This is a genomic window from Kitasatospora xanthocidica (genome assembly GCF_014656195.1).
Taxonomy (GTDB): Bacteria; Actinomycetota; Actinomycetes; order Streptomycetales; family Streptomycetaceae; genus Kitasatospora; species Kitasatospora xanthocidica.
On sequence record NZ_BNBY01000040.1, the window covers coordinates 20,555 to 46,519 of the forward strand.

The 25,965-nt window shown below is 69.0% G+C and carries 23 protein-coding genes and 2 pseudogenes; 13 read left to right on the top strand and 12 right to left on the bottom strand.

All coding sequences use genetic code 11. From position 1 onward, the window contains the following. Positions 1–132: 132 nt before the first annotated feature. The gene (locus IE332_RS36980; RefSeq protein ID WP_189925411.1) at positions 133–639 is read right to left on the bottom strand and encodes an NsdA family TPR-like regulatory protein; all 507 of its coding nucleotides are present in this window, start codon (positions 637–639) and stop codon (positions 133–135) included. A gap of 1,557 nt (positions 640–2,196) precedes the next feature. Here IE332_RS36980 and IE332_RS36985 point away from each other — a divergent pair. Further along, positions 2,197–3,996 (top strand): NACHT domain-containing protein, encoded by a 1,800-nt coding sequence (locus IE332_RS36985; RefSeq protein WP_189925413.1) that lies wholly within the window; start codon positions 2,197–2,199, stop codon positions 3,994–3,996. A gap of 135 nt (positions 3,997–4,131) precedes the next feature. Continuing rightward, positions 4,132–4,704, top strand: a complete 573-nt coding sequence (locus IE332_RS36990) for a hypothetical protein (RefSeq protein ID WP_189925415.1) — start codon at positions 4,132–4,134, stop codon at positions 4,702–4,704. Between the two features lie 270 nt (positions 4,705–4,974). On the opposite strand, the gene IE332_RS36995 is transcribed toward IE332_RS36990, so the two are convergent. From IE332_RS36995 to IE332_RS37010, 4 genes and pseudogenes are all read right to left on the bottom strand, one after another. Continuing rightward, positions 4,975–5,595, bottom strand: a complete 621-nt coding sequence (locus IE332_RS36995) for a DUF6939 family protein (RefSeq protein ID WP_373313944.1) — start codon at positions 5,593–5,595, stop codon at positions 4,975–4,977. A 274-nt stretch (positions 5,596–5,869) separates the two neighbouring features. Next, positions 5,870–6,247: a hypothetical protein gene (locus tag IE332_RS37000; protein ID WP_189925417.1), complete on the bottom strand. Its 378-nt coding sequence runs from the start codon at positions 6,245–6,247 to the stop codon at positions 5,870–5,872. A 77-nt stretch (positions 6,248–6,324) separates the two neighbouring features. After that, positions 6,325–6,573 (bottom strand): annotated as a pseudogene (locus IE332_RS37005) (transposase); the annotation flags it as partial. A 15-nt stretch (positions 6,574–6,588) separates the two neighbouring features. Further along, positions 6,589–6,984 (bottom strand): hypothetical protein, encoded by a 396-nt coding sequence (locus IE332_RS37010; protein WP_189925419.1) that lies wholly within the window; start codon positions 6,982–6,984, stop codon positions 6,589–6,591. A gap of 710 nt (positions 6,985–7,694) precedes the next feature. On the opposite strand from IE332_RS37010, the gene IE332_RS37015 reads away from it, so the two are divergent. The 4 genes from IE332_RS37015 (at position 7,695) to IE332_RS37030 (ending at position 10,821) form a co-directional block, all read left to right on the top strand. Beyond that, a complete protein-coding gene (locus IE332_RS37015; RefSeq protein WP_189925421.1) occupies positions 7,695–8,192 on the top strand; it encodes a hypothetical protein in 498 nt (165 codons plus the stop codon). 457 nt (positions 8,193–8,649) lie between these two features. Continuing rightward, positions 8,650–9,045, top strand: coding sequence for a hypothetical protein (locus IE332_RS37020; protein ID WP_189925423.1), 396 nt, complete (start codon positions 8,650–8,652; stop codon positions 9,043–9,045). Between the two features lie 440 nt (positions 9,046–9,485). Further along, complete coding sequence (locus IE332_RS37025) at positions 9,486–10,154, top strand: hypothetical protein (protein ID WP_189925425.1); 669 nt, start codon at positions 9,486–9,488, stop codon at positions 10,152–10,154. Positions 10,155–10,512: 358 nt separating this feature from the next. Beyond that, positions 10,513–10,821 (top strand): contact-dependent growth inhibition system immunity protein, encoded by a 309-nt coding sequence (locus IE332_RS37030; RefSeq protein ID WP_229929210.1) that lies wholly within the window; start codon positions 10,513–10,515, stop codon positions 10,819–10,821. Positions 10,822–11,293: 472 nt separating this feature from the next. On the opposite strand, the gene IE332_RS37035 is transcribed toward IE332_RS37030, so the two are convergent. Then, the gene (locus IE332_RS37035) at positions 11,294–11,821 is read right to left on the bottom strand and encodes a hypothetical protein (RefSeq protein ID WP_229929211.1); all 528 of its coding nucleotides are present in this window, start codon (positions 11,819–11,821) and stop codon (positions 11,294–11,296) included. 5 nt (positions 11,822–11,826) lie between these two features. Further along, positions 11,827–12,570: a hypothetical protein gene (locus tag IE332_RS41535; protein ID WP_229929212.1), complete on the bottom strand. Its 744-nt coding sequence runs from the start codon at positions 12,568–12,570 to the stop codon at positions 11,827–11,829. Positions 12,571–12,650: 80 nt separating this feature from the next. On the opposite strand from IE332_RS41535, the gene IE332_RS37045 reads away from it, so the two are divergent. Beyond that, on the top strand, positions 12,651–13,214 hold the full coding sequence (locus tag IE332_RS37045) for a hypothetical protein (RefSeq protein WP_229929213.1): 564 nt from the start codon (positions 12,651–12,653) through the stop codon (positions 13,212–13,214). Positions 13,215–13,942: 728 nt separating this feature from the next. Here IE332_RS37045 and IE332_RS37050 read toward each other — a convergent pair. Next, positions 13,943–14,371, bottom strand: coding sequence for a hypothetical protein (locus tag IE332_RS37050; RefSeq protein WP_189925427.1), 429 nt, complete (start codon positions 14,369–14,371; stop codon positions 13,943–13,945). Positions 14,372–14,694: 323 nt separating this feature from the next. Here IE332_RS37050 and IE332_RS37055 point away from each other — a divergent pair, with 323 nt between their 5' ends. The 3 genes and pseudogenes from IE332_RS37055 to IE332_RS37065 form a co-directional block, all read left to right on the top strand. Beyond that, positions 14,695–15,468, top strand: coding sequence for an aminoglycoside adenylyltransferase domain-containing protein (locus IE332_RS37055; RefSeq protein ID WP_189925429.1), 774 nt, complete (start codon positions 14,695–14,697; stop codon positions 15,466–15,468). A 399-nt stretch (positions 15,469–15,867) separates the two neighbouring features. Then, on the top strand, positions 15,868–17,091 hold the full coding sequence (locus IE332_RS37060) for a serine hydrolase domain-containing protein (RefSeq protein ID WP_189925431.1): 1,224 nt from the start codon (positions 15,868–15,870) through the stop codon (positions 17,089–17,091). A 25-nt stretch (positions 17,092–17,116) separates the two neighbouring features. Next, positions 17,117–17,314: pseudogene (locus IE332_RS37065) on the top strand (ricin-type beta-trefoil lectin domain protein); the annotation flags it as partial. 72 nt (positions 17,315–17,386) lie between these two features. Here the strand turns inward: IE332_RS37065 and IE332_RS37070 are convergent. After that, the gene (locus IE332_RS37070; RefSeq protein ID WP_189925433.1) at positions 17,387–17,890 is read right to left on the bottom strand and encodes an SMI1/KNR4 family protein; all 504 of its coding nucleotides are present in this window, start codon (positions 17,888–17,890) and stop codon (positions 17,387–17,389) included. 306 nt (positions 17,891–18,196) lie between these two features. Between IE332_RS37070 and IE332_RS37075 the strand changes: the two genes are divergently transcribed. Continuing rightward, positions 18,197–18,646 carry a hypothetical protein gene (locus IE332_RS37075; RefSeq protein WP_189925435.1) on the top strand — a complete coding sequence of 150 codons (450 nt, stop codon included), beginning with the start codon at positions 18,197–18,199 and terminating at the stop codon, positions 18,644–18,646. 58 nt (positions 18,647–18,704) lie between these two features. Here IE332_RS37075 and IE332_RS37080 read toward each other — a convergent pair whose 3' ends face one another. From IE332_RS37080 to IE332_RS37090, 3 genes are read right to left on the bottom strand one after another with little or no spacing between them, the layout of a single operon-like run. After that, positions 18,705–19,109, bottom strand: coding sequence for a DUF6009 family protein (locus tag IE332_RS37080; RefSeq protein ID WP_030240262.1), 405 nt, complete (start codon positions 19,107–19,109; stop codon positions 18,705–18,707). Further along, positions 19,106–20,752 (bottom strand): DNA primase family protein, encoded by a 1,647-nt coding sequence (locus IE332_RS37085; protein WP_189925437.1) that lies wholly within the window; start codon positions 20,750–20,752, stop codon positions 19,106–19,108. The genes IE332_RS37080 and IE332_RS37085 overlap by 4 nt, the downstream gene beginning before the upstream one ends. Further along, positions 20,749–21,852 carry a bifunctional DNA primase/polymerase gene (locus IE332_RS37090; RefSeq protein ID WP_229929214.1) on the bottom strand — a complete coding sequence of 368 codons (1,104 nt, stop codon included), beginning with the start codon at positions 21,850–21,852 and terminating at the stop codon, positions 20,749–20,751. Before IE332_RS37090 ends, IE332_RS37085 begins: the two co-directional genes overlap by 4 nt. Positions 21,853–22,952: 1,100 nt before the next feature. On the opposite strand from IE332_RS37090, the gene IE332_RS37095 reads away from it, so the two are divergent. After that, complete coding sequence (locus IE332_RS37095; protein ID WP_189925439.1) at positions 22,953–23,951, top strand: hypothetical protein; 999 nt, start codon at positions 22,953–22,955, stop codon at positions 23,949–23,951. A 44-nt stretch (positions 23,952–23,995) separates the two neighbouring features. After that, positions 23,996–25,900, top strand: a complete 1,905-nt coding sequence (locus tag IE332_RS37100; RefSeq protein ID WP_189925441.1) for a DNA/RNA helicase domain-containing protein — start codon at positions 23,996–23,998, stop codon at positions 25,898–25,900. Positions 25,901–25,965 lie beyond the last annotated feature (65 nt).

Consider the following 25,965-nt stretch of genomic DNA (forward strand, 5'->3'; position numbering starts at 1 on the left):
GCCAGTCGACGCCGACACCTGGGCCACCGCCAAGCGCAAGCAGTTCGCCAACGACCTGGGGCACAGCCAACTCCTCGCCGTCTCCGGCGAGCGGGTTGACCATCAGGGTGACGCGGTCCTCGGTGCGGGCGGTCAGCAGGGAGTCGTGGATGCGGCGGGCGGTGCCGCGGGCTCCAGGTCGTCCTGGCCGAGTTGGGCGCGGGCGAGGCGGACGGTGGTGATCGCGCGGGACCGCTGCGTGGCATCGCACCGTTGGGCGATGCTGCGGTGGGCGTGAGCTTCGGCGTCCTGCCAGTTCCCGGCCGCCAGGTGGGCGGCGAGGGCGAGGGAGTCGAGTTCGGACTGGTCGTAGAAGGCGGTTATCCACACCGGCCGGGACGCGGCCAGGTCCGCCCGGCCGAGGGCGTCCTGCGCGTGGGAGAGCGAGCGTCGGACGGCGTTGGAGTCACCGGTCAGGCCGTGGACGGCCGCGTGGCGGGTGTGCCCGAGGAAGGCGAAATGCGGGTCGCGGCGGGCGATCGGCGGGCTGAGGGCGACATCGTTGAGGGCCAGCGCGTGGGTCTTGTCGTGTCCGTTTGGAACACGGCCTTGTAGTCGAAGACCAGTGCCTGCATCTTGTTCGCCACCGCGCCCGCCCACCTCGCCCCGCCGTCGCAGGGCGATACGTCCGCTTGGTGCTCACATGATCCCGCATAAGTCGGACATTGAGGGCTGGATTGGAGAAGCATCCCGACCCGGTGAGGCCCGCCCGGCGACGCGGTCACCGGTTCGCGGTCACAGCCCAGCCGCTGGCCTCCGAGTATCGGTGAGGGTGCAGCACAGAAACTGCTACACCAGCTGTGATCTCAGGCAGGTGGCGTACCGGCCAGAGTTGTCTCAGATTCTTTGCGGACCCGGGCCGGTGGCACCGAACTGCACCCCTGGGAGCACTTCGAGGATAAGCGATCGCGATGCCTCATGAGACGTACGCATCGCGAAGAGCACGACTCACGCAAATCCCGGCGAAAGCGAACATAAATCCGACACATCGCACATTTATGCAGAGTTCCACGAGTCGAGAGGGTGTTAATTATTCACGATTGCAGGACAAGGATCGGGAAACCGAACGCCCACCCCTTATCCCCCGACAGCAGGCTAGGATCTATAGATCCTCCCCGCGCCAGCGGGGGTCAGCCGTTATACAGGCCCAAAGACGGCGATTTTCCACTCAGCCTTCCCCGCACCTGCGGGGGTCACCTGATGACGCCGCCCACGGCACTCCGAGCCCCGGAGTGCCGTGTTCACCACCTGTGGCGCACGGATCCGTCCCCACACCCCAGAGGGCGCGCCCTCATGGTGTGCGCCGCTACTCTCCTTCTTCACTCCCATCGGTTTGCCAGACTTGGTGCGTCGTTCCGCACCACCGATGCGAGGGCTGCGAAAGTTATACAGGGGACTGCAGCAACGGAAAGGTCACTGCTCCGCTTCCTCTGGAAGACACCAAAGCCCAAGCATAAAGAAGTGAGATATGAAGAAACTCTGGCGCTTGCTCAAGAAGGCCGGAAAGATGCGGTCGTTGTTGGTCCTGGTGCGCCTGCTTCAGATTGTTGCCGCCCTGACGGGAATCGCCAGTCACCACCGGTAATCCCAGAAGCCCCCGAAAATCCGAATCGACACGTTCGTTGCGGCGGCTGCCGACGGCCGCCGCAGCCCATGACTGATCCCCAGTCGGCTGGGTGCAGGCGTCCCGGGAGAATCAGCCACCACTGGGGCCGCTATCAGGTAGCAAGGCCTAGCGAAGGCTACGGTCTCTCCCCCGGTCGCCGCCAGCAGCAAGCGGCCTGGGAGTTGAGATCGGTAGCCTGCATCGGCAAGCCGAGTGCCCCCGGCACCCGCGGGGAACCACGCTGACTGCAGGACGTGCCGAGGACATTCGCGCCAGCTTTGCTGTCCAGTTGAATCGCCGCGGTCAAGGCCAGCCGCACGATGATGGCGCGGGACATCAAGTGGGCGAGCCGGACACGGGATCAGCCTCCTGACCTCTAGAAACTGTTTATCCATGTCTTTTATGTTCAAGGCCTTGAACGGACATCTTCGCCACAGGAAACCCGGGCTTCCATCAAGCCTCTCGAGCCAGAGAAGCGCCGCCAGCCCCAGTCCACCAGAAGGCCCTAACCTCCGCCCCTGGCCTGACAGCATGTCAAGGTGACTGGAGAAGTGCACAACAGCAACGAGGGTTCCGTCCGGAACTTGATCCAGGTAGGCAGCGCCGGCGACATCTACGTGGGCTCCTCGCTCGCTTCCCGTCACGGACGGTCTGCCGCCGCCGAGAGCGATGTATTGGACGGGCTGGCCCGCGAGGTCCTGGATCAGTGGCGGGATGAGGCCAACGTTCGCGGTCTACGGGAGTGCGCTCCGATGGTGATTCCTTGTGAGCTGGAGAAGGGAAACGGAAACGGGCCGGGCGAGAGGCGTCCTGAGCAGGTCGGGCTCGACGGTCTGGTCGCACGTGCCAAAGCGCTGTCACCGCACCAAATGGTCATCACCGGCGCGCTCGGGGCGGGCAAGTCGTCCATCGCCATCCTTCTCGTGCTCGGGCTGCTGAAGGGCAGGGAGCCAGGCTCCGGAGAGTCCGTACCAGTCATCTTCTCGCTGTCGGACTGGAACCCTGAGGCCAACTTCTGGGACTGGGTCATCAGGCGGGTGAGCGAGGACTACGAACAACGCGTCAAAGGCCTCGATCCGTACATGGTGAAGTCGCTGGTGCAGAACCGCCGGATCGTTCCGGTCCTGGACGGTTTCGACGAGCTGCTGCCGCTCGCCCGCGAGGACGCCGCAAAGGCGCTGAATCTGTTGTTCGACACCGGAGAGACGCTGGTTCTGACGTCCAGACCAGAGGCCTACCAGGGTGCCGTCGAGAAGGTGCCCCTCCTGCGGGGTGTTCCGGTGCTGCGCGTCCTGCCGGTCCCGCCCGAGGCCGGGAGGACCTACCTCGCCCAGCTGTGCGATCAAGAACACCTCGGGTCCTGGCAGCCGGTCTTCGAGACGATGGAGAGCGATCCCGAGGGGCCGGTCGCCCAGGCCCTCTCCTCCCCTCTGATGCTCGGACTCGCGGCGACGGTGTACACACCGAAGGAGGCCGACCCTCGCGAGTTACTCGACGCGAAACGGCTTCCCACGCGGGCCGACATCGAGGGCCATCTCCTTGACGGGGTGATTCCCGCCGTCTGCGCGCAGGGACCACGGCCGTCCTACCTCCCCGGATCGGTCCGCCGCTGGAGGCCCGCCAAGGCGCCCGCGTACTGCCGTTTCCTCGCCATCGAGCTCCACCGCCGACGTACCCACACCATCGCGTGGTGGCAGCTGCGGAGCCTGCTGACCGAACCGGGCGTCTGGGGCGCCGTCGTCACCGTCGCCGCGGCTGTCTGCGGCACGGCGGCGAGCTATGCGTTCGCGGGGCTCGCCGCCCTTCTCGGGGCCTCTCCCCCACGACCCGGGCTCGGGACCGCGGGCGTGGGCCAAGCACTCGGTGCCGTCGCCTCGGTCGCCATCATCACGACGGTATTCGGAAGGGTGCTGACGAGGCACCTGTTCACCGGCTTCGACGACCGCCCACGCAGGCCGGCGGGCGGAATCAGTGGACCTTTGCTCCTGGCAGCATCGGCCTTGACCACGGCAGCCATCGGTGTGTCCCTGCCCGGCAGCACGTCGGCGAGCCTGTGCGTCTTCGTTCTTCCCCTACTGTCCGGTGTGCTGCTGACCCGCTCGTCCGAGTCCGATCTGGCGGCCAGACCCGCACAGTTGCTGGACGGCGAGCGCAGGATCGCCCTGGTCGAATCCATGGTGGTCGCGCCAGCCATCGCGGGGACCTCCTTGGCGTTCTTCCACTGGCTCTACAGTGATCCGCTACTCATCGTCGGCGGGCTCGTCATCGCCTGGTCGTGCTCGGCCGCGGTGCTGATGGCCCTCAGCCGATGGGGCCGCTGGAACGCCACGCGTCTCATCCTGGCTGCGTAACGACGTCTGCCACGGGATGTTCTGGGCTTTCTCGAGGAGGGCCGCCAGCTGGGCGTGCTACGGCAATTCGGAACGGTCTACCAGTTCCGGCACTCCGCGCTCAGGGATCGGCTCGCGGGTGTGGCGGCAGACGGGATGGCCGACAGCGCCGAAAGTCCACGCGCGGTGGTGCTCAGGAGCAGTGTGAGCAGCGTCAGGGCCCTGCGAGCGCTCACATTCGATCTGTCGGCGCTGACCGCCGTGTTCCTCCTGGTGGTCTCCCCGATGACCTCGGGACCGGGCTTCCGTGCCGATCTGCACCAGAGCCGGCTCCAGCTGGTGCGCTGGTGGCCTCTGCTGCTGGCGGTGCTCGGCGTCCTCGTCCTGGGAGGACTGGCCTTGCGGGCGGTGGCGACGCGGTTGCGCATCGACGGCGAGGGCGTGCAGCTCAACGAGGGCCGCCGACTGCGTCTGCGGTGGGACCAGGTGACGGAGGTCCGGGTGCGCCGGATCCGGTTCAGTCGGAACGCGGAGGACGGCGCCCCCGGTGTGAACGTCTCCTACTGTCTCGTGATGAGGCCGGTGACCGGGCTGGCGACCCCGCGGCACCTCACCGACTCGCAAGGCTGGGTCAGGGTGTGGGAGCTAGGCTCCACCGAGGTGGTGCCGCTCGCCCTGGAGGTCGCGTTGTCCGGCTTCGCCGGCGATCGCTGGCGCCATGATGTCTGAGACCTGAGGCAGCGTCCCGTACCGGGCGCGTCGGCCAGCTCCTGATCGGGCACCGGGGATTTCCGCGGAAAATTCGAGACGGTGGGAAGTCGGGCGACATGGACCCTGACGGCATGGACCAGGTGCCCCGTGAGGCGGATCCCGGCCCTGGGTCAGTGCTCCAGGGTCCTTCGGAATTTTCCGCGGAAAATCAGCGGGTCCGATCCCGCCCGACCACGACCGAGCACCCACGGAGCCCGGCCCACCCGTCGCGCCCCGTCCCGGCGACACTCATGGCATTCGCCCGGCGATCCCGCCGGACTCCGCGATCCCGTCCTCGTCGGGCCAGCGCCCCTCGATGTGTAGTTGGATGAGCGCCGCGTGCGAGAGCGGGCTGGTGGGGTCGGTGACGTCCCCGTTGGTGGTGTAGTCGAGGAGTACGACGTCGTTCTTGCTCCTGATCAGCTCGACCAGGTCGGCGACGCGGTGCTCCAGGATCCAGCGGTAGGCCGGCAGGTAGATCCGACGGCGGGCCGTCTCGTAGGGCAGCAGCCGGTCGCCGTGCAGGCCGGTTCGGTGTCCCAGGACGGGGCCGTGTCGACGGACCGTCCGCTTCAGGCCCTTCATCGTGGTGACGCCGAGCTTCGCGGGGTCGACGTCGGAGTCCTGGAAGACCTTGAGGGCCTGCCAGATCCCCTCCACCGATTCACCGGTCACACCGTCGCTGAACGGGACGGGAATGCCGCCGTGCGGGTAGAACGGGCTCAGCCGTACCCACGGGTCCGGTGCCTTCGAGGTCACGTCGATGATCTCCGCACCGGGGAACGCGGCGGTAAGAGACGGCATCGCACGGCGACGGCTAGCAATACTGATCGACACCTGAAGGCCCCCTGTCGTGACGTCGTCCGCCACCGAGCATCCCCGACGGGACTGACATCCCGCCCCGACGGTGGACGTGGACGCGACTCCGTGTGGCTGGTCGGGAGGATGCCATCGGCCCGCCGGAATCTGTCAGCGGCACCGGCTCCACGAGCCGAAGGATTCGGCAGGTCGCTGGACTGTGTGGTTCAGGTGTGTCGACGATGATCTGCTACCGATTGGCTTGTTCACTGATTTCGATTCTGGTCGCACTCCTGTGGTCGGTCGCGGCGAGTGATCGGCCTCCTCACAGAATCCTGCGCGTTGCCTACCAGATCTGGACTCCGCCGCGGATCCGCGACGCCCGGTGGGCGGCGTCGAGGATGTTGTTCAGCCGACCGGCGATCTCGCCGACACGCTGGGCGACGGGCTTGGGCGAGTCCATGCGAGCGGCGATGGACTCGATGTTGCTCTGGAGCAGGAGGGCTTCCTCGATGAACTCCGGAACGTCTTCCGGGGGAACGCGGAGATCGTCTCCAGCCAACTGAGGGAAGAACCGCGCGCCGAGTGAGCGGACGGTGTCCGATCCCCAGACCGTGGTGCGCCAGCTCTCGAAGCCAGCAAGATCAGACGATCCCTTGGGCACGTCAAGGAAGCGGGACTCACCGTTCTCATCAGCGGTGAAAACGTCTACCAACAAACTCATGCGCGCAGTGGACCATGCCCTTACCCAGCTGGTCCATGTCTTTTGCGCTTCGGTCGGCGAGATCGGCCGAGGCACGGTCACGGGGCCAGCAGAACGCGCTTCCGCAGCAGCCCGGAGCCAGCGGGTCCGTACATTTGACGCTTGATCATTTTGATCCGGTTGACGTGGCCTTCGACGACGCCGGAGCTCCACGGCAGTGTGAGGCCGGCGGTGACGGCGGCGAGATCGCGTTCGAGGCCGTTGACGAAGACGTGGAGGCTGGGCAGGTCGTCGGCGCGGACCGCCTTGATCCATTGCGGGAGCCGGTCGCCCTGGAACTGGGTGGGCACTGGTAGTGGCCTCTACGGCTGGAGCTGCCGGCCGGGCCTTTTGCGCGGGTCCTCGTTCTTGACGCCGCTGCACGCCAGGAGCTCGGTTCCGGCGGCGTCGAGGTAGACGGTGTAGAACCAGGACCGGTCTGCTGCGGTGATGATGCCGGTTCGTAGCTGCTTGTCGCGGTGCCTGTAGAGGATCTCCACGGTCTCGTCGAGGCCAAGGGTCGTCAGGCCGATTCTCGATGAATGCCTCAGCCTCTTATAGGTGATGCCGGCGACCATCCAGTGGGGCGACGCCCTGGGGAAGATCATTACCTCGGCGCCGGCGGCGATGGCGTCACGCGCTGGCGCGCAGGCGCTGGTCTGGTCTTCGAGCATCGCGGAGATGTCGGGCTGACTTGCCTGCTCGTCCTCGGTGGCCATGCGGTGACTGTAGAGACCGAACGCGAACGTGGCTACGGGATTCGGCACTGGGTGAGTCCACGGCGGCCGGTGTCCCGTTCCAAGGTGAGACCTGATCACGGTGACGACACAGCGGAAACCAGGCGCCGGTGACAGATCGATCGACCAGACGGTGCCGACGACAGCGATCAGGACCCTCTGAAGAAGCAGGCCCGAGCCCGCTCCGAGTGACAACTGTCCCCCACCGGTCGCGATCCGCACGGAGGACCGGCTGAGTCCGTGCTCCGGAATTTTCCGCAGAAAAATTCACGGCCCGCAGCGACCCCTCCGACCTGCCGAGGCGATGCCTCGGCACCGCCTGGATCGCTGCTCGAGTTCGGCGCTCGTGTCACCGGCCCGGTCGCAGCCACCATCAGGACCTTCGGAATTTTCCGCGGAAAATCGCTCGGCCGGGAGCAAGGCCGGATGACGTCTCACACCGGGAGCACGATCACGTCCGACCGCCCCGGCCTATTCCGCGTCCCGTCCGTGTGTCGGCACCGCCGCCTAGAGTTCGCGAACGTGAGATCACCTGAAGAGCTGGAAACGATCGACTGGCCGTCCCCCTCGGCCACGCCTACGGCGATGGCGGCGACGTCCCCGTCTGAATTCGTGCCCTCTACTCCGACGACCGGGAACAGGCGCGCACGGCCGTCTTCAAGTTCTTCGGCCGAGCCCTGCACCAGGGGTCGGTGTCATCGGCCGCCGTGGCCGCCGTCCCCTTCCTCGCCCACGCGGCGGTGCACACCGTCCACGAGCGGGCGTCCCTGCTAGCGGCTCTGGCCGGTTGCGGCGGCACTGGGGCGACGCCGGAGCCGGAGTTCGACGACGAGGTGCGGGGATGCGCCCAGGTGGCCGCCGAGGTGGGTGGGCTGCTGCCCCTGCTGCGCGATGACGATCCGCTCGTACGCCGGAACACCGTCCGAGTCGCCCGCCGTGCCACCGGTGGAACGCTCCCGACACTGCTCCGCGAGCTGACCGGCTGTTACGACTCCGACCCCGCCGACGCGGTCCGCGCCGAGGCGCTGACCGTCCTGACCCTCCTCGATCCTGATCCGCTCACGGCCCACCGCCGCCTCCGCTCCGCCCTCACCGACCCGGTGCCGGCCGTCCGCGCCGCGGCCGCCCTGGCTCTCCTGGAGCGGGCCGAGGCGCCCTACCCGGCCGACGTGGTCGCCGTCCTGGCCTAGGCCGGAGGCGACCCGGAGTTCGACGCGGACACCAACGAGTTCGTTCCGGGGATCGGAACCACCGACGAACGCGCCTGGATCCTGGCCGAGGACGCGGACGCCCTCGCGGCGGTGGCCCGCAGTTGGATCGCCCGAGGAGACCACCAGGGCCGAGGCATACGCCGCGCCCGTCAGCTGTCCGAGCTGTGGCGCGACCGCGAGGACGAGACCGTCGGCCTACTCGGCGCCGCCCTGCCGCACGAGCACTCCCCCTGGGACCTCGGCATCCTGATAGGCGCCGTCTCCCGGTGGCTGCCCTACGTCCGCCACCCGGACCCGGCGCTCGCCGACGAGTTCCTCCCCCACACCCGCATCAACTTCCTCACCGCCCGCATGGCCCAGACGGTCCTCGGTCAGCTCGGTGATCCGCGTCTGCTCACGGACGTTCCCGACCCGAGCCCGGAGGCATTGGTCGCGCTTGCCGTCCGGACCCCGCGCCCCGAGCACCAGCGCCTCATCCTGCGGCACTCCGACGGCACCGGCCTGGACGGCCTCTACGCCCACCTCTCCCCCGAGGAGGCTCGCCCATCTGCCCGACCTCACCCTCCTGCTGCGGCGACACCCGATCCAGGCCCTCACCCACCGCTGCGCCGACTGGGCGATCCGGGACACCGATCTCCTCGGCCACCTGGAAGCCCTCGCGCGTACCACCGACGACGACAGCCTCGCCGTCGCCGCGACGGTCACCGCCGCCCGCCTCGGCGGCGATCCCGACGCCGCCCTGCGACTGCTGGAGCACCGGCTCGCGGACAGCGCACGACAGCTGGAGGAGGCGGGCCGCCTGGGCGAGGCCGCCTCTCCCCTGCTGCCCTGATCGAGCGGCACCTCGACAGCGGCTCGGACTGGACCCGGTTGCGCTCTGCCGAGGCTCAGTGGCACATCACCGGCGACCCGTCCCTCGCGCTGCCCGTCCTGACCGCGCTGGTCGACCCGCCCCTCCCGATAGGCGTACGAGCCCTGCAGGCACTCCACCGGACCGGGCCGCCTACCCGTCCGACCTGACACCGCGCCTGCCGCACTGCGCGACCAGCGAGCGCCGACTGCTGCGCGAGGACGACCCGTGGTTCCCCGTCCAGGAGCGGCACCTGGACGAGCGGCTCCGCGATACGGCACGCCGGATGCTCGCCTGACGCCGCCGCACCGGCAGCAGAGCCGGCGGGGGAGTGGGCGGGAGGCACAGCGCTGAGTACGGGACACCGGGTTGAGTACGGGTACTCATGAAGCGGCCGGACCTCACGGGACACGATACGAACCATGGGGATCGGTTTTCAGAAGGGCAGTCGGGCACGCAGGGCGGCTTTCGTGCTCGCGGGGTTCGTGGTGGCGGGTGCGGTGGTGTTCGGCGGGGTGAGGGTCACCGGGGCTTGGGAGGGAGACCCGTTCCCAGCGGCCGACCCGGCAGCCACCGCCGAGCACCTGAACGACCGGACGCTCGCCGTCTACGACGCGCTCGGCCTGCCCGACGGGTTGCCACTCGATCTGGGGCACAGCCGCGGTGTCGAGGCCAACACCTCCGACTGCCACCGGCGGGGGCTCACCCACTTCGTCGACAGCCTGGAGGACAACCCGCCCCACGAGCCCCGCACTGCGGCGATCAGCGCCGGCTTCACGCTCACCGGGCTCACGCACGAACAGGCCTCCGAGGCGATGGACCGGGCCCGCCGATCCCTGACCGGGCAGGGCTGGACAGTCGGCTTCCGCGACTTTCACGAGGACATCCAGTTGAAGCTGACGCCCCCGACCACCGGCCCTGGCGGCGTCCCCGACAAGGTCTTCGTCGACTACTACGACCGGAGCGGCTTCTTCACCATCGACGCGAGCGCGGAGTGCGCTCACTACCTCGACGACACACCCGTCAACTACGAGGGCAAGCCGGAGCACCTGGCGTACCTCTCAGTCCCGGCCCGGGTCCGCCGGGACTGACCGCGATCCCCGCAGAGGATTTTCCGCGGAAAATTCGGAGTCCACTGGAGGCCGGCCCACGGCCGGTCTCTGCCCCGCAGAGTCGCCGGTGGGGGGAGCCGGCCGGATCCGGGCCCATTGCCCGGCGGCCCGCAGTCCACCGGCTTCGATTTTCCGCAGAAAATCCGGGCCCGCCGAAAAGCCTCCTTCGACGGCGGGTGCCCGATGGCAAGACGGCGAACTGCAGGCAGCGCTGAGACCGCGCGTGAGATCTGGCATGAAACGATCGAGCAGTGATGCGACTCGTGAACCGTGACCGCTCACTCGAGGATCTCGAGCGCGACCGCTGGCCGGCCCCGTCGGCGGCGAAACCCGGCTGATGGCGACCGTGCGCGAGCTTCGGCGCAAGCCGATCGGCAGCCTGACGGTCGAGGACATGCGGTTGCTGATCAGACAAAACGTGGGCCTCACCTATGTCCTGCCCGTGGCGGTCGAGGCCCTCCAGGTCGACCCGCTGGCGGAAGGTGACATGTACGAGGGCGATCTGCTGGCCGCCGTGCTCACCAGGAGTGCCGAGGTCTGGAGCGAGTATCCCGAACTCAGACGGGATATCCGCCTGGTCGTCTCGAGGTTGGCCGACGTGCCGCCCGCCCTGGCACGCGAGGTCGAGGCGTTCCTGGCTCTCTAGCGCAACGACAACTGCCGTCGGCGAGAGTCGGCCGGCTGTCTACGAGGGCTGCCAGACGAGCGGCTCACGGTGAGCTCGACAACGCCTCAGCAACGGGACCCAGCGGATCTCAGACGCGCTCCCCCGTCCACGGATCTCCGCGCCATGAATTTTCCGTGGAAAATCGCGAGCCGTCCCAGCGGCGCACTGACACTTCCGCCCGGGCCGGATCGGCGGGGAAGCGTCTCCGCCGCCCGGCCGTGCCAGTGATCCCCGATCAGAAACGGCCCTGTCCCTGAGGCAAGCGACACGTCCGGGTCATACGGGCTCAGGTCGCAGAGGCCCGAGAGGAAGGCGGAGCCGGCTCCGACGTGCGCTGGATCCGGAGACACTCCAGGCCGACCCGGTTAACGCCCTGGGGCGTGGCAACCGAAGGAACACGACGAAGCCCCCGTGGCAGCATGGGCGACCAACCCTCGGCCGATCATCCGGCTCAACACCAGCCATCGACCTCGGTTGGGGGAGCGGCGGGGCAGTGGTCACGTCCCACCGCGATCGCATCGACGAGTCGGAACACCTGCCCGCCGTCCAGGAGGGAGCCGTCGGGGTCCCGTCCGAAGGCGGCCGCAAGAACGGCGGGGAGGTCCGCGTCGGAGACAGCCGCGCGCAGCTCCGCCAGGACATCGGGAAAGTCGGCGTCCTCGATGAAGCCCAGAGACTCCTGACGCAAGCGGTGGATGACCTCCACCAGCTCGGGCCGCAGCCGCATCCAAGCGCGAGACGTCCGGATCTCATCCGCGACCTGGTCCATGAACCACCGCATGACCTCGTACGGGATGTCGAGGTGCCGTCCCTGAGGATCGAAGCACACCGTCGGCTCGCGTGCCGGGTCCTCGTCGGGGATGACCGCGGTCACCACGGCCCGGTGCTCCCGGACGAGGTCCAGTTCCAGATACCAGGCATCGTCAGGTACGGAGTACATCGCGGTGATCGCGTAGTCGGGGCTGGGGCTCGTGACCATCGTTCTCAGGCCTTCGGGTCGATCGGCGGTGTGGTGTGGACCTCGGCGTCCGGGGCCAACCTCAGGCCGGCCATGGCGAGGAAGTCGGTGAGTGCGATCGAGCCGCCGCCGGTTCCGTCGTCCCACCTGCTCCAGAGGCTCGACTCCTCGCCGTCGCAGGTGTCGACGGACTCGCTCGGGTGCTGCTCGACGGTTCCCTCACCGTGCCCGTACCGCAGGTACAGGTACTGGCCCGTGGTCGTCCAGGCGTCCCACTGCGAGGGGCGGCTCCCGCAGGTCTGCACCACCCGCGCGATAGTCGCGTCCTCGTGCAGATGGGCCTCGACCGGGCCCAGGTGCCGATCGTGCGCGATGAGGAGGTCGTCGGTGAGACCGAGCAGGCGGACGCTCCCGTCCGGGAACTGGAGCGTGAGGCCGGCTGTGAAGCGGACCCGGCCGTCGTCGTAATCGATCTCCCGGACCGAGCGGATCGACTGCCCGATGAAGCGGGTCACCGGAACATCCGGCGAATCGTCAATCACCGAGAGGCTTCCGTACTCGTCCATCGAGTACGGCTCATACGGCTGAGAGGCTCGCAGCGACAAGCCTGTCGAGGGCGTGTGGAACAGGACCGGGCCCAACCCCTCCAGGTGAAGCCACAGGTGCACCAGCGACGGCTCGTCGGCGGCGTACTGATGCCAAGCCGTGGTCACTTTCAGCAGTCGCCTGCCGACCAAGTCGGCGCTGAAGAGCTCCTCATCGTCGATCACCCGCCGATGCTCGCACGACCTCACCGGCAGGACATCCGAATTCCCGACCGGCAGCTCTCGCTGCGACCGACGCCACCGGCGTGGTCGGCGTGGTCGGCGTGGTCGGCGTGGTCGGCGTGGTCGGCGAGCAACTGTCCGGCCGATCACCCGTCGGACGCCTTGGTGGTAATTTGCCGGACGTCGGGGGAGGGGTGGGCAGACGGGTGGAACCGGAGTTGCGGCATGCCGCTGTCGTGGCGCTCGGCGAGCTCGGGCGAAGTCGCGACTACCGTGACCGCGCGGATGCCGGTCGTGGCTTGGCAGGGTTCGCCGAGATGCAGCAGGCCCTTGGGCCGCTGCTGGAGCTCGTGCTGGACCCTGGTGACACCTTCGTCACCAGGGTGACCACGGAGGCTCTGCTTCGGCGCAGGGACAGGGCCGGACTGGCGACAGTCGCGTCCGCGCTGGCAGTCGCCGATCCGAATCACGGGGATTGGATCCACACCGCCGTCGCCGATGTCTTCAGCATCTTCTCCGATGACCGGGACGACGCGATCAGATTGTGCGAGGAACTGTCGCAGGACGCTGACGACCGCGTCGCCCGGGGGGCCCGTCGGCTACACGAACTCCTGGCTGAGATCGATCCCATCCTTCGCCCCGCTTAGAACCTCTCCGGCCGATCTTGTGGCTCTCTCCGGTCCCGGTCCTCGGTTCAGGCACAGGGCGAGACGATCTGACGGATACCGACTAGGAACGGTTGAGGTCGCTATACCTGGTCAGCTGAAGGCGGTGTCGCCTGCCGGTGACGGAACCATCGGCAGGCGACCGACGGGATCCCAGCGGAACACCGTCGAACAAGCGATCCACAAGCTCAGGCACCTCAGAGCAGCCATGACCCGATACGACAGACGCAGATACGTCTACCTCGGGACCCTCACCGCAGCCGCCCTCGTCATCCGACTCCGCACATGATCGACCGGACAAGCGCTGGCCGGACCGGCAACCGAGGGATTGGACTGAGTGCGGCTTCTACTCCTCGGTCGGCCAAGTCGACGAGCTGGACACCGGTGGTGCCAACCGTCCGGAGCCACAGAATTTTCCGCGGAAAATCGCTGAACCGAATCCTCGAACTATCCCAGCCGGCCGCGGGGGAGTGCGGCCAGAAGAGCGCCTACCCAGCCGCGCACCGATCGGTGCCGTGCGGCGACGCCTTCGAGGAGGGTGACGCCTGACCGTCCGCCTCGAGTCAGAGAACAGCCGAACACCGTCCGACAACGATGACAATCAGCGCGGCAGGCTTACGGCAAGGATCCGAAGGACGGCCCCAACGGATCCCGGCGACCTCATCAGCGTTCAAGAGGCCGTCCCGTGCCACGACAGTGCCACTCTCAAGTTAGAGCGCGGCTTCGACGTTCGATGACGATCCACAGTCGGTCAGGATCTGGTGTGCGTGCTGATCCTCTCGGCCGAGGTCTTGGACCGCTTGATTGGCCTCTTGAGCCCGGCTCGTCTCGCACAGCAGTCGAACAAGGCCGTAGAGGGCGCCGCGGTCGCCACCTTTGGCGCGCATGCGCAGCTCCGCCTCCATCCCCCGCTCTCGAAGCGATGCGTTGAGCCTCCGGCGTGCGTGGACATCGGTGAGGGCGAGCTCCGTGAGCTCTGCGAGTCGTCCCGCGCGGGCAAGCAATGCCATGTGCCAGAGATGGTTGTCGTGGGCGTAGGAGTCGGCGGAGTAGCACTCGGCCCGGGCACTCACCAACGTGATAGCCGTATCCCAATCCCGGAGCTGTTCCGCTTCCCGGGCCTGCTCGAACCACTCCATGGGACGAGTATCGCTGAGCGCAGCCTGATACGACATCGCGGAGGCGGTCGCCGATGAGCATCCGTCAGGACCAAGTACCTATTCCTGATAAATGCTTCCAAACGCCCGCTGACACGAGATCTTGACCGCTTGCCGGGAAGAGACGCGATCCGCCCGCTGGAATCTCGATTGCCCGGCAAAGGGGCGACGGCTACCGTCCCTCCTATGACGTCGTACTGCTTCGCCGCAGGGCGGATCCGCCGCGCCTGAACGCGGCGGCACGTCCCGTTCATCTCCGCCGCGCCCGTGAACCCCTTCCACTTCAACGGGTATGGAGATCCCCCATGTTCACCCCATACCGGGAGCTGGACGCGCTCCTGGGCGAGTTCGTCCACGCGGTCCGTGGAATCCTCGGCGACACGTTCGTCGGTGCTTACCTGCAGGGCTCCTTCGCGTTGGGCGCCGGAGACCTGCACAGCGACTGCGACTTCATCGTCGCCACTACCGTCCTGCCCGCCGGGGCCACAGAGGCAGAGCTCCGCCGGCTCCACGACGAGATTCCCACCCGTCCGGGGTTCTGGACCAAGCACCTGGAGGGCTCCTACGCGGACACCACCTCCCTTCGCGCCGTCGCCGGGCTCGGAACACCGTGGCTGTTCTGCAACCACGGCCACCGCGAGTTGATCTGGGACGCCCACTGCAACAGCCCGCACACCCGCTGGATCCTCAGGAACCACGGAATCACCCTCGCCGGCCCCCCGGTCACCGACCTCGTCGACGCAGTGCCGCCCCAGGCCCTGCGCGAATCGATGCGCGAGATGCTGCCGGGCCTCATGGAAGACCTGCGGACCTGGGCCCGCTTCGACATTGCCTGGAGTCAGCGCTATGCCGTGACCACCTACTGCCGGGCACTGTTCACCCTGCACACCGGCGAGGTGACCTCCAAGCGCGGCGCACTGGAATGGGCGCGCGAAACCCTTGACCCGCGCTGGCGCCCCCTGCTCACCCAGGTGCTCCAGGACCGGGAGCTGGGCTGGGACCCGACCGACCCGCCACGACCGGGCAGCGTCGAAGCGATGTACGCCTTCGGTGCCTACGCGGAGTCCTTCACCGGCTAAACGGAGCCGGACCCGGCCGCCCCCTCCCGTCAAGGATGTAGGTCGGCAGGGCCCGGATCATCACACCGTTGCTCCACGTGTATCTCTCCCCGCAGGCCGCTCCCGGCTCACCCTGCGAGGCGGGACAAACTCATCCGACAAGCAGTCAAGATTGCTTATTAGAGGTCAAAAGCCCACAGAACACCCTCTGGCAGGAGACCTTGACCGTTTGCCATTCGATCTTGAGCACCGGCAGGTTGCTGCTACCTGATCCTGGCCGGTGGGGAAGCGGCGGGCGCCGCGGCGCGAGCATGACGGCGACACCCGTGCATCGCGGGTCCGTCACCGGGCATGCGCCATCGGAGTGGTTGTCGTGGTGTCCTGCGCGGTTTGCGGTGGGTGGCGCGGACATGGTGAAGCATGACTCGTAAGAGAACCGCGCTGCTGTGCGCCGCCGCGTTGCTGGTGTCCTCCGTCCCTCTCATCGCGGGCGCGGCCGGACCCGCCGACGCCGCCGGCGCCACCAGGCACCGTGGGTCCGAGTGCGTGGCCTCCCCGGATCCGGTCGACGGCCAAGGCCGCGCCATCCGCGACGTCGTCGAGAACGCGCGGCGCGATCTGAACCTGCGGGCGGTCATCGCCCGGGTGACCCAGCACGGGCGCGACCTGTGGACCGGCGCGGTCGGTCCGTCGATGACCGAGGTGCCGGCCCGCCCGGACATGCGCTTCCGCGCGGGGTCGGTCGGCATCGCGTTCATGGGCACGATCCTGTTGCAGCTCGTCGACGAGAAGCAGGTCAGCCTCGACGACCCCATCTCACGCTGGCTTCCCGAGATCCCCCACGCGGACGAGATCACCCTGCGCGAGCTCGGCGACACCACCAGCGGCTTCCGGGACTACGTGACCGACCAGGGCTTCCTCGCCGACCTGGAGGCCCATCCGTTCAAGCAGTGGACGCCCCAGGATGTCTTCCACTACGCGGACCTCGACGTCCAGCGGTACGAGCCGGGAACCAACTTCAGCTACTCGCACGCCAACTTCCAGCTGCTCGGCCTCGCGCTGGAACGGATCACCCACACCCGGCTCGACCACCTCCTGGAGCAGCGCATCTACCGCCCCCTGGGGCTGCACGCGACATCGAACAGCTACACCCCCGACATCCCCACCCCCGTGCTGCACGCCTTCACGCACGAACGCGGCACATACGAGGAGTCGACGTTCTGGAACCCCTCCTGGACCACGGCGCCGGGCGCGGTCATCAACATGAACATCTGTGACCTCGCCCGGGCGGGCGCCGGGATCGGTTCGGGGCAGACGCTCTCGCGCGACGGTTACCAGACCCTGCTCGACCCGGGCACCGTCGGGCTCGGCCAGGCGACGCCGACCTGCCCGAAGGACGTCTGCATGCCGCAGACCCAGGACATCCACTTCGGGATGTCCGCGCTCGTCGTGCACGGCTGGATCGTGCAGAACCCCTCCCTGTCCGGCTACGCCGCGATCATGGCGTACCTGCCGTCCGAGGACCTGTCGATCGCGGTCTCCGGCACGTATTCGCCGACCACCGACCAGCAGGTGCAGAACCTGACCACCACCATCGCGGAGGAGCTGTCCCGCCTGCTGGTACCGGACCACCCCCTGGGCTGAGCCCGGCCGCCGCAACGGCGGAGACAACCAGCGGTGGACCCGGGCCAACGGCACCCTCACCCACGGAGGCAAGTGCCTCAACGTCACCGGCCGGGGCACCGCCAACGGCACGCCCGTCGAACTGTGCGACTGCAACGGCGGCGCCAACCAGCAGTGGACGTCCCGACCGGACGGCACCCTCGCGAGCCTCCGGTCCGGCCGCTGCCTCGAACGTGCTCAGTGAGATGGCCGCCAGGTGCCGCCAGTCGTGAGGATCCCCAGGGCATGACGGATGACAGCTCGATGCGGGTTCCGGTCAGCTCTCCTGTTGTTGGGCCGCTGTCTCCGGCCGGTGCCATTCGTTTTCCGGGGGCACTCCGTTTGGCCAGGCGAAGCGCAACTCGCCGTCCATCGCGGCAAGCAGCCACTGGGCCAGGGTGACGCCCTGGGGCCAGCAATCGCCGTCTGCGTTGGACCACATCGCGCCGCCCGGATCACGGAAATCGATCATCGACCACATCGCGCAGCCCCAGTCGTAGAGCGGCACCACTCCGGCAGGCACTCCGCCGGTGGGGTCGGGTCCGTACTCGTACGACTCCGCGATGTGCTCCCACGGCTGCCCCGTGTCGACCGGCAGCACCCCGTCAGTGGGGCCGAAGCCGCCGTTGGAAACCTCGGTGTACAGGCGCCGGAGGAGGGTGGGGAAGGCGAATCCGATGACACGTTCCGCCTCGGCAACAGCCTCGGGTGGAGCTGGTGGGGGAGCTTGCCGGGCCCGGGCGATCCTCCGGCAGGCTTCGACGATCTCGTCATCGGTCACCGGGGGATCGTAGTAACCGGATCGGACAGTCGGACCGTCGATCGGCGACGCAGTCCGCGAGCGACTCTTCGCCGCTTCACGTGTGTGCCGGTCCTCGCTGGTCGATGGGCAGACTGCCGGTCGGCCGAATAGCCGCCACGTCTGGACATGGGCAAGGAACTCCGCGAGACGCCGGTGCTCGTCATCGCCGGCCACGTCTCATCGAGGCGAGGCCGGCGAGGCGCGGCAATCCAGAACGGGCGGTTCGAACAGGGCAGCAAGCCATCGCGCGAGATGGGCCGACACGGTCCCTGACAAGCTGGCGGCATGCTCTCCTCCGACGATCACGAACTGGCCGCGACTATGCAGGACGCCGACTCACCGCTCTGGTCGGTTCGTGCCGCAGCCGGACGGCGGCTCGCGATGTCCGACACGATCGACGAAGTCCTGGACGTCATCCACCGGCTCCTCCTGGACGCCTGGGACACCGCGGTCACCCATGAGACGGCCGAGGCACTGCTCGCGCGCAGGGACGTCATCGGCCTCCGCTGTGTACTGCTGGCCAGAAGCCACGCGGCCGAGACCTCCACCGCCGATGAGATCCAAGCCGCACTGGACGGCGACCCTGACTGGATGACCACCGAAGGCGCGGACCGGTTGATCGAGCGGCTTCACGAGCTGGCGAGAGATGGAGACGCCGGTGTCCGCGACGAAGCCCAGAGGATCCTCGCGAGGCTGCGGCCGCGCGAGGAATGGGCCGACGGCAGCGCCTCGTGATACGGCGGTGGGGTGCGGCCCGAGATCCGGGCCGCACCCCACCGCCGTTCACCGGGCCTCAGGCCTTCGGGAGCGTTATCCCCAGCTCGAGCATCGCCGGGGAGGCCGGGCCGCCCTCGGAGCGCTCGGTCTTGTAGCCCTTGACCCCGGGGGCCACGGTGCGCGGGTCGACGGCCTCCGAGGGGGCGCCGGTGGAGTACAGGCCGTCCGGGTCCTGGTCGCGGTCGTGGGGGAGCAGCCAGAAGACGCGCCGGCGGAAGGTGCCGGAGGCGCGCGAGGACTTGGCGTCAGGGCCGAGGATCGCGTAGCCGACCATGCGGCCGTCGCGGTGGTAGGCGGGGCGGCCGCGGCGGGTGGTGAGCCGGTCCAGCGACTGACGGACGTAGTCGAGGTCGGAGGTGTCCTCCAGCCAGACGAGGTCGGTTTCGTGGGCGAGCTCGGCCGGGTCGATCAGCGCGCTCACGCGTTGTGCTCCTCTGTGTCGTCAGTGATCAGGCCGATGCCCGGGTAGTACTTGCGGCTGTTGGACAGGACCATCTCCTTGGGAGAGGTCATACCCAGTGTCTCGCGGACTCGTGCGGCGAAAGCACGTCCGGATACGGGATTGGCCCCCTCGAATCCGCACCAACGGGTGTAGGCGCCGAAGAGCTGGGCCTGTTCCGCGCGCATGCCCTCGCCGGCGACGCAGGCTTCCTTGAGGAAGCGGCCGACGTGGTCCTCGGTCTCAGCGTAGGCGGTGGTGGCGGTCTGGACGGCCTGCGGGCCGGCGAGGTCCTTCTCACCGGCGAAGTAGCGGCGGGCGCCGTCGATGAGCCAGGCGAGGATGCCGGGGCCCTCCTCGGCGACCAGGACATGGGCCAGGTTGTCGATCTTGCGTTCCTCGGGGACGACCCGTTCGAACGGGATCAGGCGCATGCGCCGCCAGAAGGCGAAGCCGCCGGTGCCCACCTCGGGGCGGTGGTTGCCGAGCAGCCAGAGCTTGTGGGTGGGCTCGAAGGAGAAGAAGTCCTGGCGCATCCGGCGGGCCTTGATCTTGTCGCCGCCGGTGAGCAGCTTGACCCGGGCCTCGTCGAAGCGGTCGCCGGGCTTGAGCTCGGAGCAGACGATGATGCGCCGGCCGTGGAGTTCGGCGAGGTCGGTGGGGTGGCCGTCGAAGGTCTTGGCCATGAGGAAGCCGGGCGGGGCCGCGTCGGCGTAGTCGCCCAGCAGCTGGATCATGACGTCGAGGAGGACGGACTTGCCGTTCTTGCCCTGGCCGTAGAGGAAGGGCATGACCTGGGCGCCGACGTCGCCGCTGATGGAGTAGCCGAGCAGCAGGTGGAGGAAGTCGCGGGTCTGGCGGCCTTCCTTGTCGTCGCCGAAGGTGTCGGTGAGGAAGCGGTCCCAGCGCGGGGTGGGCATCCGGGCCGGGGCGAGGGTGGTGGAGCGGGAGTGGTGGTGGACCTTCGGGTCGGGCGGGACGATCGCTCCGGTGCGCAGGTCGACCACGCCGCCTGGGGTGCACAGGGCGTAGGCGTCGGCGTCGAGGAGGGCGGCGTTGAGGACCATGCCGGGGGCGGACTTCGCCTGGGCGAGCATGGCGTTCATGCCGGAGGTGGACAGGGCGCGGCGGCGGTGCCGACGCAGGTCGGCGTTGGTGTAGACGCCGCGGGGGTCGTGGGTGGCGACGCTCTCGGCCATCTCTCCGGCGGCCCACAGGACGGTGTCGTCCTCGTCGAGCTGCCAGCGGTGGGTGGACCAGCGGTACCAGCCGATGCCGGGGACGTGGCGGTAGTCGCGACCGTAGAGGTGGACGAAGAGTTTGGCGTTGCCGCGGTCGGAGAGGGAGTCGGGCAGCAGGCCGTGGGAACTCGCCTGCGGGCCGGCCTGGGCCTGGGCGGTCCGGGCCGCCGGTGCGCTCGGTGCCGCGTGCGCGCTGTGTCCGGTGTGGAACGGCGGCTGCGGGGGTGCCTGGAGGGCCTCGGCGGGGGAGTCGAGGAGACTCTCCTGGACGGCGGCGCCGTGCCAGGGCGCCGGCGAGGGGCCGGGCAGGGGCGGGTACTCCAGGATCTGCTGGGCTGCGGCCACGGGGTCGAAGACCGTCCTCTTGCGGGGGCTGTCGGTCATCCGCGGGCCTTCCCGATGTGCAGGGGCTGCCGCGCGCCGGCGGCGAGACCGGAACGGATGACGGCGGAGCTGTGCCGGTCCTGGCTGGGCCGGGCGGTGCGGGCCGCGTCGAGGAGGATCTGCTCGGCCGCGGTGTGGGTCAGGTGGCCGGCGGAGACGAGTCCTCCGACGGTGTAGGCGGCCCGGTTGAGCTTGCCGGTGAAGCCGGCGCCCTCGGGCGTGGTGGCGCAGTCGGTGACGTCCTGCAGGACGGTGTCGAGGACGCGTTCGGCTCCGCGCTTGCCGCCGCCCGCGGCCACGACCGCCTGGCGGGCACGGTCGGGAACGGGGGCCGGGACGGTCGGCTGGACCTCGTGTCTGTCCTTCAGGTGTCCGGTGCGGACGAGTTCCTCAGCGAGCCAGCGGGGGAGTGGTGCCGGGGTCCAGGCGCCGGGGAGGGCGGTGTAGGTGCCGGCGCTCGTGGTGGTGCCGGGGGCGACGATGTAACCGCCGTGGGCGCGGACGTCGACCTGCCAGGCCAGGGCCCGTCCGGTGGAGGAGCCGGTGGAGCAGGTGAAGCCTCGGTGGTCGTCGTCCCGGTACCAGACGTGCAGGCCGCCGGAGGGCGTGCGCACGCGCAGTGTGGAGGCGTCCTCCGCGGGGGAGGGGGAGCGGCGGAGGGCGGCCAGCAGTGCGAGCGTGTGGTAGCCGTTCTCCAGGCCTTCGAGGTCGACGTGTTCGTGGATCGGGATGCCGGGCAGGATTCGGTCCCGGGCGGGGACGGTGCTGGGGTGGCTGTCGACGTCGATGACGACCAGGCCGGCGGGGCCGCAGGCGACACCGGTGCCGAAGTCGGGATTGGTCCGCCACCAGGCGGTGATGACGTCCTGGTCGAGGGTGGCGGCGTGGAAGCCGTGGCACCAGCGACCGGCGCTGGGGCAGGAGCACTCAGGGGGGGAGTGGGGGGATTCCTGGCAGGCCTGGCAATTGGCGGGCGGTGTTTTGCGTCCGGGGGCCAGCGGATGGACCGGCCAGCCCTGGGCGGCACACCAGCGGGCGACGGCCAGCGCGTCCGGCTGGCGGCCCGTTCGGTCGCTCCCCACGGCCTGCGGCGCCGTCACGCGGGTCCCTCCCCCTTGGTTCAGTAGCTGCTGCAACTGCTTCGGTAGCTCGGTAGCTGCCCGACTTCCGGTCGCTCGTTCAGTCGCTGAGGGGCGAAAAGCCAGGTCAGGGCACTGGTGGGCGCCGGATCAGCGACTGAAGCGACCGAAGTCCAGAAGATAGCTCACACAGACTATCCGAGCGAGGACGCCGGTATCCGGAGTGGCGGACGTTCCCGGGGAAACTCAGCTACCGAACCCTGGGGAGCGACCGAGTCGCTTCGGTCGCTGTTTTCGGTCCACGGACGTTTTCGCAGGTCGGAGCCGTTTTTCAAGCCAAACAGCGACTGAAGCGACTGTAGCCCGGGTCTATAACGCGCACACGCACACGGGAATGTCTTCATATACCCGAACTTGAGTCGCTTCAGTCGCTGATAGGGCTGGTTGAACCCTTCTGACCTGGGCTTTTATCCAGCGACTGAAGCTCAGCGACTGAAGCTACCGAGTCTCTCGCGCCCGGTCGCTCGGCGTGTCGCGCGCGACCGGAGCGCTTCCAGGGGCCTCCATGTCCAGGATTCGGTCGCTTGAGTCGCTTCGGTAGCTTCCGCAGGAGTGTGAGGGAGGGACCGTGCCGCCGGCTTTCCGCGATCGTTGTTCCTTCGGTGAGTCGCTTGAGTCGCTTCGGTAGCTTCGAGGCCGCCTGGCAGGGTGACCTCTCCCGTTGTTCCCGGGCCGGCCCGTCCGCTGCAGGCCGGCAGTGGGCGTCTTTGCCGCCGGGACGTGCTGCAGGCACCGACGGCCCGTCCGCCCCTGGCGCGGGAAAGCGTCCGTCAGGCCCGAAGACGTCCTCCCCGATACATCCGGCAGCTACCGAAGCGACTCAAGCGACCGAACATCGGTCTTGCCACCGGCAACGTGTCGTCTCCTGCCGGGCCGCTGCCAGCCGGACCAGCCGAGGAACGGCCCGGGACGCCCGCGTCCGACTACCGGTGTCAGTGGCACCTGATAACCCGGCGGGGTGCCGTTCCCTCCCGCGTCCGCGGGACTCGCGGCACCGCTCGTCCAACCGACCAACTCCCCGGCCGTCCGGACAGGGGAGTCGAACCGTGGAGGATCGCGACGTGTCCGTCGTTGCCGTGTACGTCCCCGCTCCGTCGAAGCGGAACTTCCAGATCGGCCTGCGCGAGTCCATATGGGGCTGGAAGCGCGACACCGCCGAGAAGGCCGACACTCCTGAGGTGCTGACCGCTCTGAAGCCCGGCGACTACATCCTGTTCGGCCACCGGGGACCGAACGCCCGTGTTCCCGCCGGGATATGGGCGGGCGCGGTGCTTCGGGAACTGGCCGTCGCGCAGGTCACCGGGACCGTGTACCCGGACGAGAGCGAGGTCTGGCCCGACGACACGTACCCGGTGCGCGTTCCCCTGGAGGTCCTGGACCTCGAGTCCGCGGTCACCGGACCGCAGCTCGGCGACGCCGCGATGGAGGCCTTCCGGCTCTCCGCCAACAAGCAGGGTGCCCCGGTCCCCGTGGCCGACCCCGAGGTCATGACCAGGCTGGTCGACTCCACCGAACACCAGGCGGATTCCCCTGAGGGAACGTCCGCCGAGCCGGTGGCGTCCCCCATCCCCTGGCACGGCCCGGGCTCCGGCCAGAGCCAGGACCGCTACCTCGACCTGGGCGGCAACCTGGACCGGCCCGTGCTCACCTTCGCCCGCCGTGAGCAGGCCCGGCTCCGCCGGGAGAAGTTCAACGGGGCGACCTCCATCCGCTGCGACCTCTGCGGGCGGACCCTCCCCGCCGGGCTCGTCCGCGCGGCCCACGTGCGCAAGCGGTCGCGGTGCAACCTCGAACAGCGCTCCCACCTCGCGAACCTGATGGCCGCCTGCCTGCTCGGCTGCGACGCCCTGTTCGAGGACGGCTTCATCCGGGTGTCCGCCGACGGGATCGTGGAGGTGTCGCAGAAGGGCGCCGCCTCCGCTGACCTCCTCACCGCCGCCAAGGCCCTCGAGGGCAGGCACTGCACCGCCCACACACCGGAGAGCGAGGGCTACTTCGACTGGCACCGGAACAACTCCGCCGTGCTGCCGCCGACCGAGCCCGTTTCGTCGGCCGTCTGAGCCCCGCCGAGGGCCCTGTCAGCCGGAGGTGGTATGCATCGGTCATGTACGTGTACCGGGGGGTCATCGGCGATGTGGCGCGGCGAGCCGTGCAGCCGGAGTTCGTCGACGCGTGCAGGGCACGGTTCCGTGTCCTGCACGGCACGGCGCCAGGGGAGGAGGAGGCCGGTAGCTGGCAGCGGAGCTGGCCGGTCCTCCTCGATGCGCTGGTGCGCGCCGGGCTGGAGGACCTCGACGTCCTGCTGGAGCTGTCCCTGCCGGGAACAGGCGAGCGCGTCGACGCGGCCGTCGTCGGCCAGGACGCGGACGGCGTACTGACGGTCGTGGTGGTCGAACTGAAGCAGTGGACGCGGGCGGCGCGTTCCCCCAGGGACTCCGGGATGCTGGAGGTCGGACAGCGGACCGTGCCGCACCCCGCCCGTCAGGTCGGCGGGTACGTCCACTACCTGCGCGACTGGGCCGACGGCGGCCGCGGGGTCCGGGTGAACGGCACGGTCCTCCTGCACAACGCACCCATTGACCTCATCACGTTCCTACGGGACATGGCGCCTCCCGGAGAGCCGAGCGCCGAGTTCCCCCTGCTGGGCCGCGATGACCTCGCACCCGGCGTGCCCGCCGGTGAACTCGCACGGAGCCTCGGCTGCGTCGGCCTCGCACCCGCTCCCACGGACGCCGTCGACCGCTTCCTCTCCGCCGAACACCGGCCCTCCGAAAGCGTCCTGGAGCGAGTGGCCGCCGCCATCGAGAACCGCCGCCGGTTCTTCCTCATCGGTGAACAGGACCGGGCCCGACTGGCGATCCTCGACGCCGTCAGAGAAGTCTCCCTCGACCGACCCGCGGCTGGGCGATCCCGGCCCGCCGGCCTGGTCGTCGTCACCGGCGGGCCCGGCACCGGAAAGACGGTCATCGCGGCCCGGGTCATGGGCGACCTGTGCCGCATGCCCGGCCGCAACCCCCGACTGCTGACGCCGTCCGGCACCCTCACCCGCCAGCTCCAGCGACTGCTCAGCGAGGACGCCCGCGGCCTCGTCGCCACGTTCAAGAACAAGACCCCCGCCGGCTTGGACAGGAACAGCGTCGTCCTCCTCGACGAGGCCCACCGCGCCGCCACCTACCCGCACCAGCGCGGCGCCGGCTTCCCCATCCTCCTGCGCAACCTCCTCGACCGGGTCGGCGTCCTGGTCCTCTTCCTCGACGAACGCCAGATCGTGCGTCCCACCGAAGGCCTCACCCTCGACGAACTCGAACGCCACGCCCATGAATCCCGGGCCACTCTGCGGCGCGTGAACCTCGAGACGCAGTTCCGCTGCAACGGCTCCCAGGCCTACCACCACTGGATCGACCTCCTGTTCTCCCCGGCCGACGCGCCGCAGCCCTGGAACGCCGCCAGCTACGACCTCGCCCTGGCCCCCGACCCCGACGCACTCGCCTCCTGGACCGACGGCCACACCGCGCAGGGCCGCAGCGCCCGGATCACCGCCGGATTCTGCTGGCCCTGGAACACGGGCGACGTCCCCCCGCTCGCACCCGAGGTCGCCATCCGCTGGCACGGCCCCGACCACGACGAACGCACCTGGGCCCGCCCCTGGAACCTGCGCTCCGACCAGCCCGTCCCCGGCTTCCCCGACATCCCGGCCCGCCCCTACTGGGCGACCGACCGCGGCGGCCACGACCAGGTCGGCTGCATCTACACCGCCCAAGGCCTCGAGTACGCCTTCGGCGCCGTCATCCTGGGCGCCGACCTCGTCCGCCGCGACGGCCACTGGCAGGCCCACCCCGAAGCCAGCCACGACGCCAGGCAACTGCGCACCCTGCCCCCGGAGCAGTACCTGCGCTACGCCCTGAACACCTACCGCGTCCTCGCCACCCGGGCCACCCACGGCACCCGCCTCTACTCCACCGACCCCGAGACCCAGGCCTACCTCGCCTCCCTCCTGCCGGGCTCCTGACAGGGGCAGGGCAGCACCCTCGGGCGGAGTCCTGTTCGTGTGGCCCGAGCAGCAGGGAAGTACCT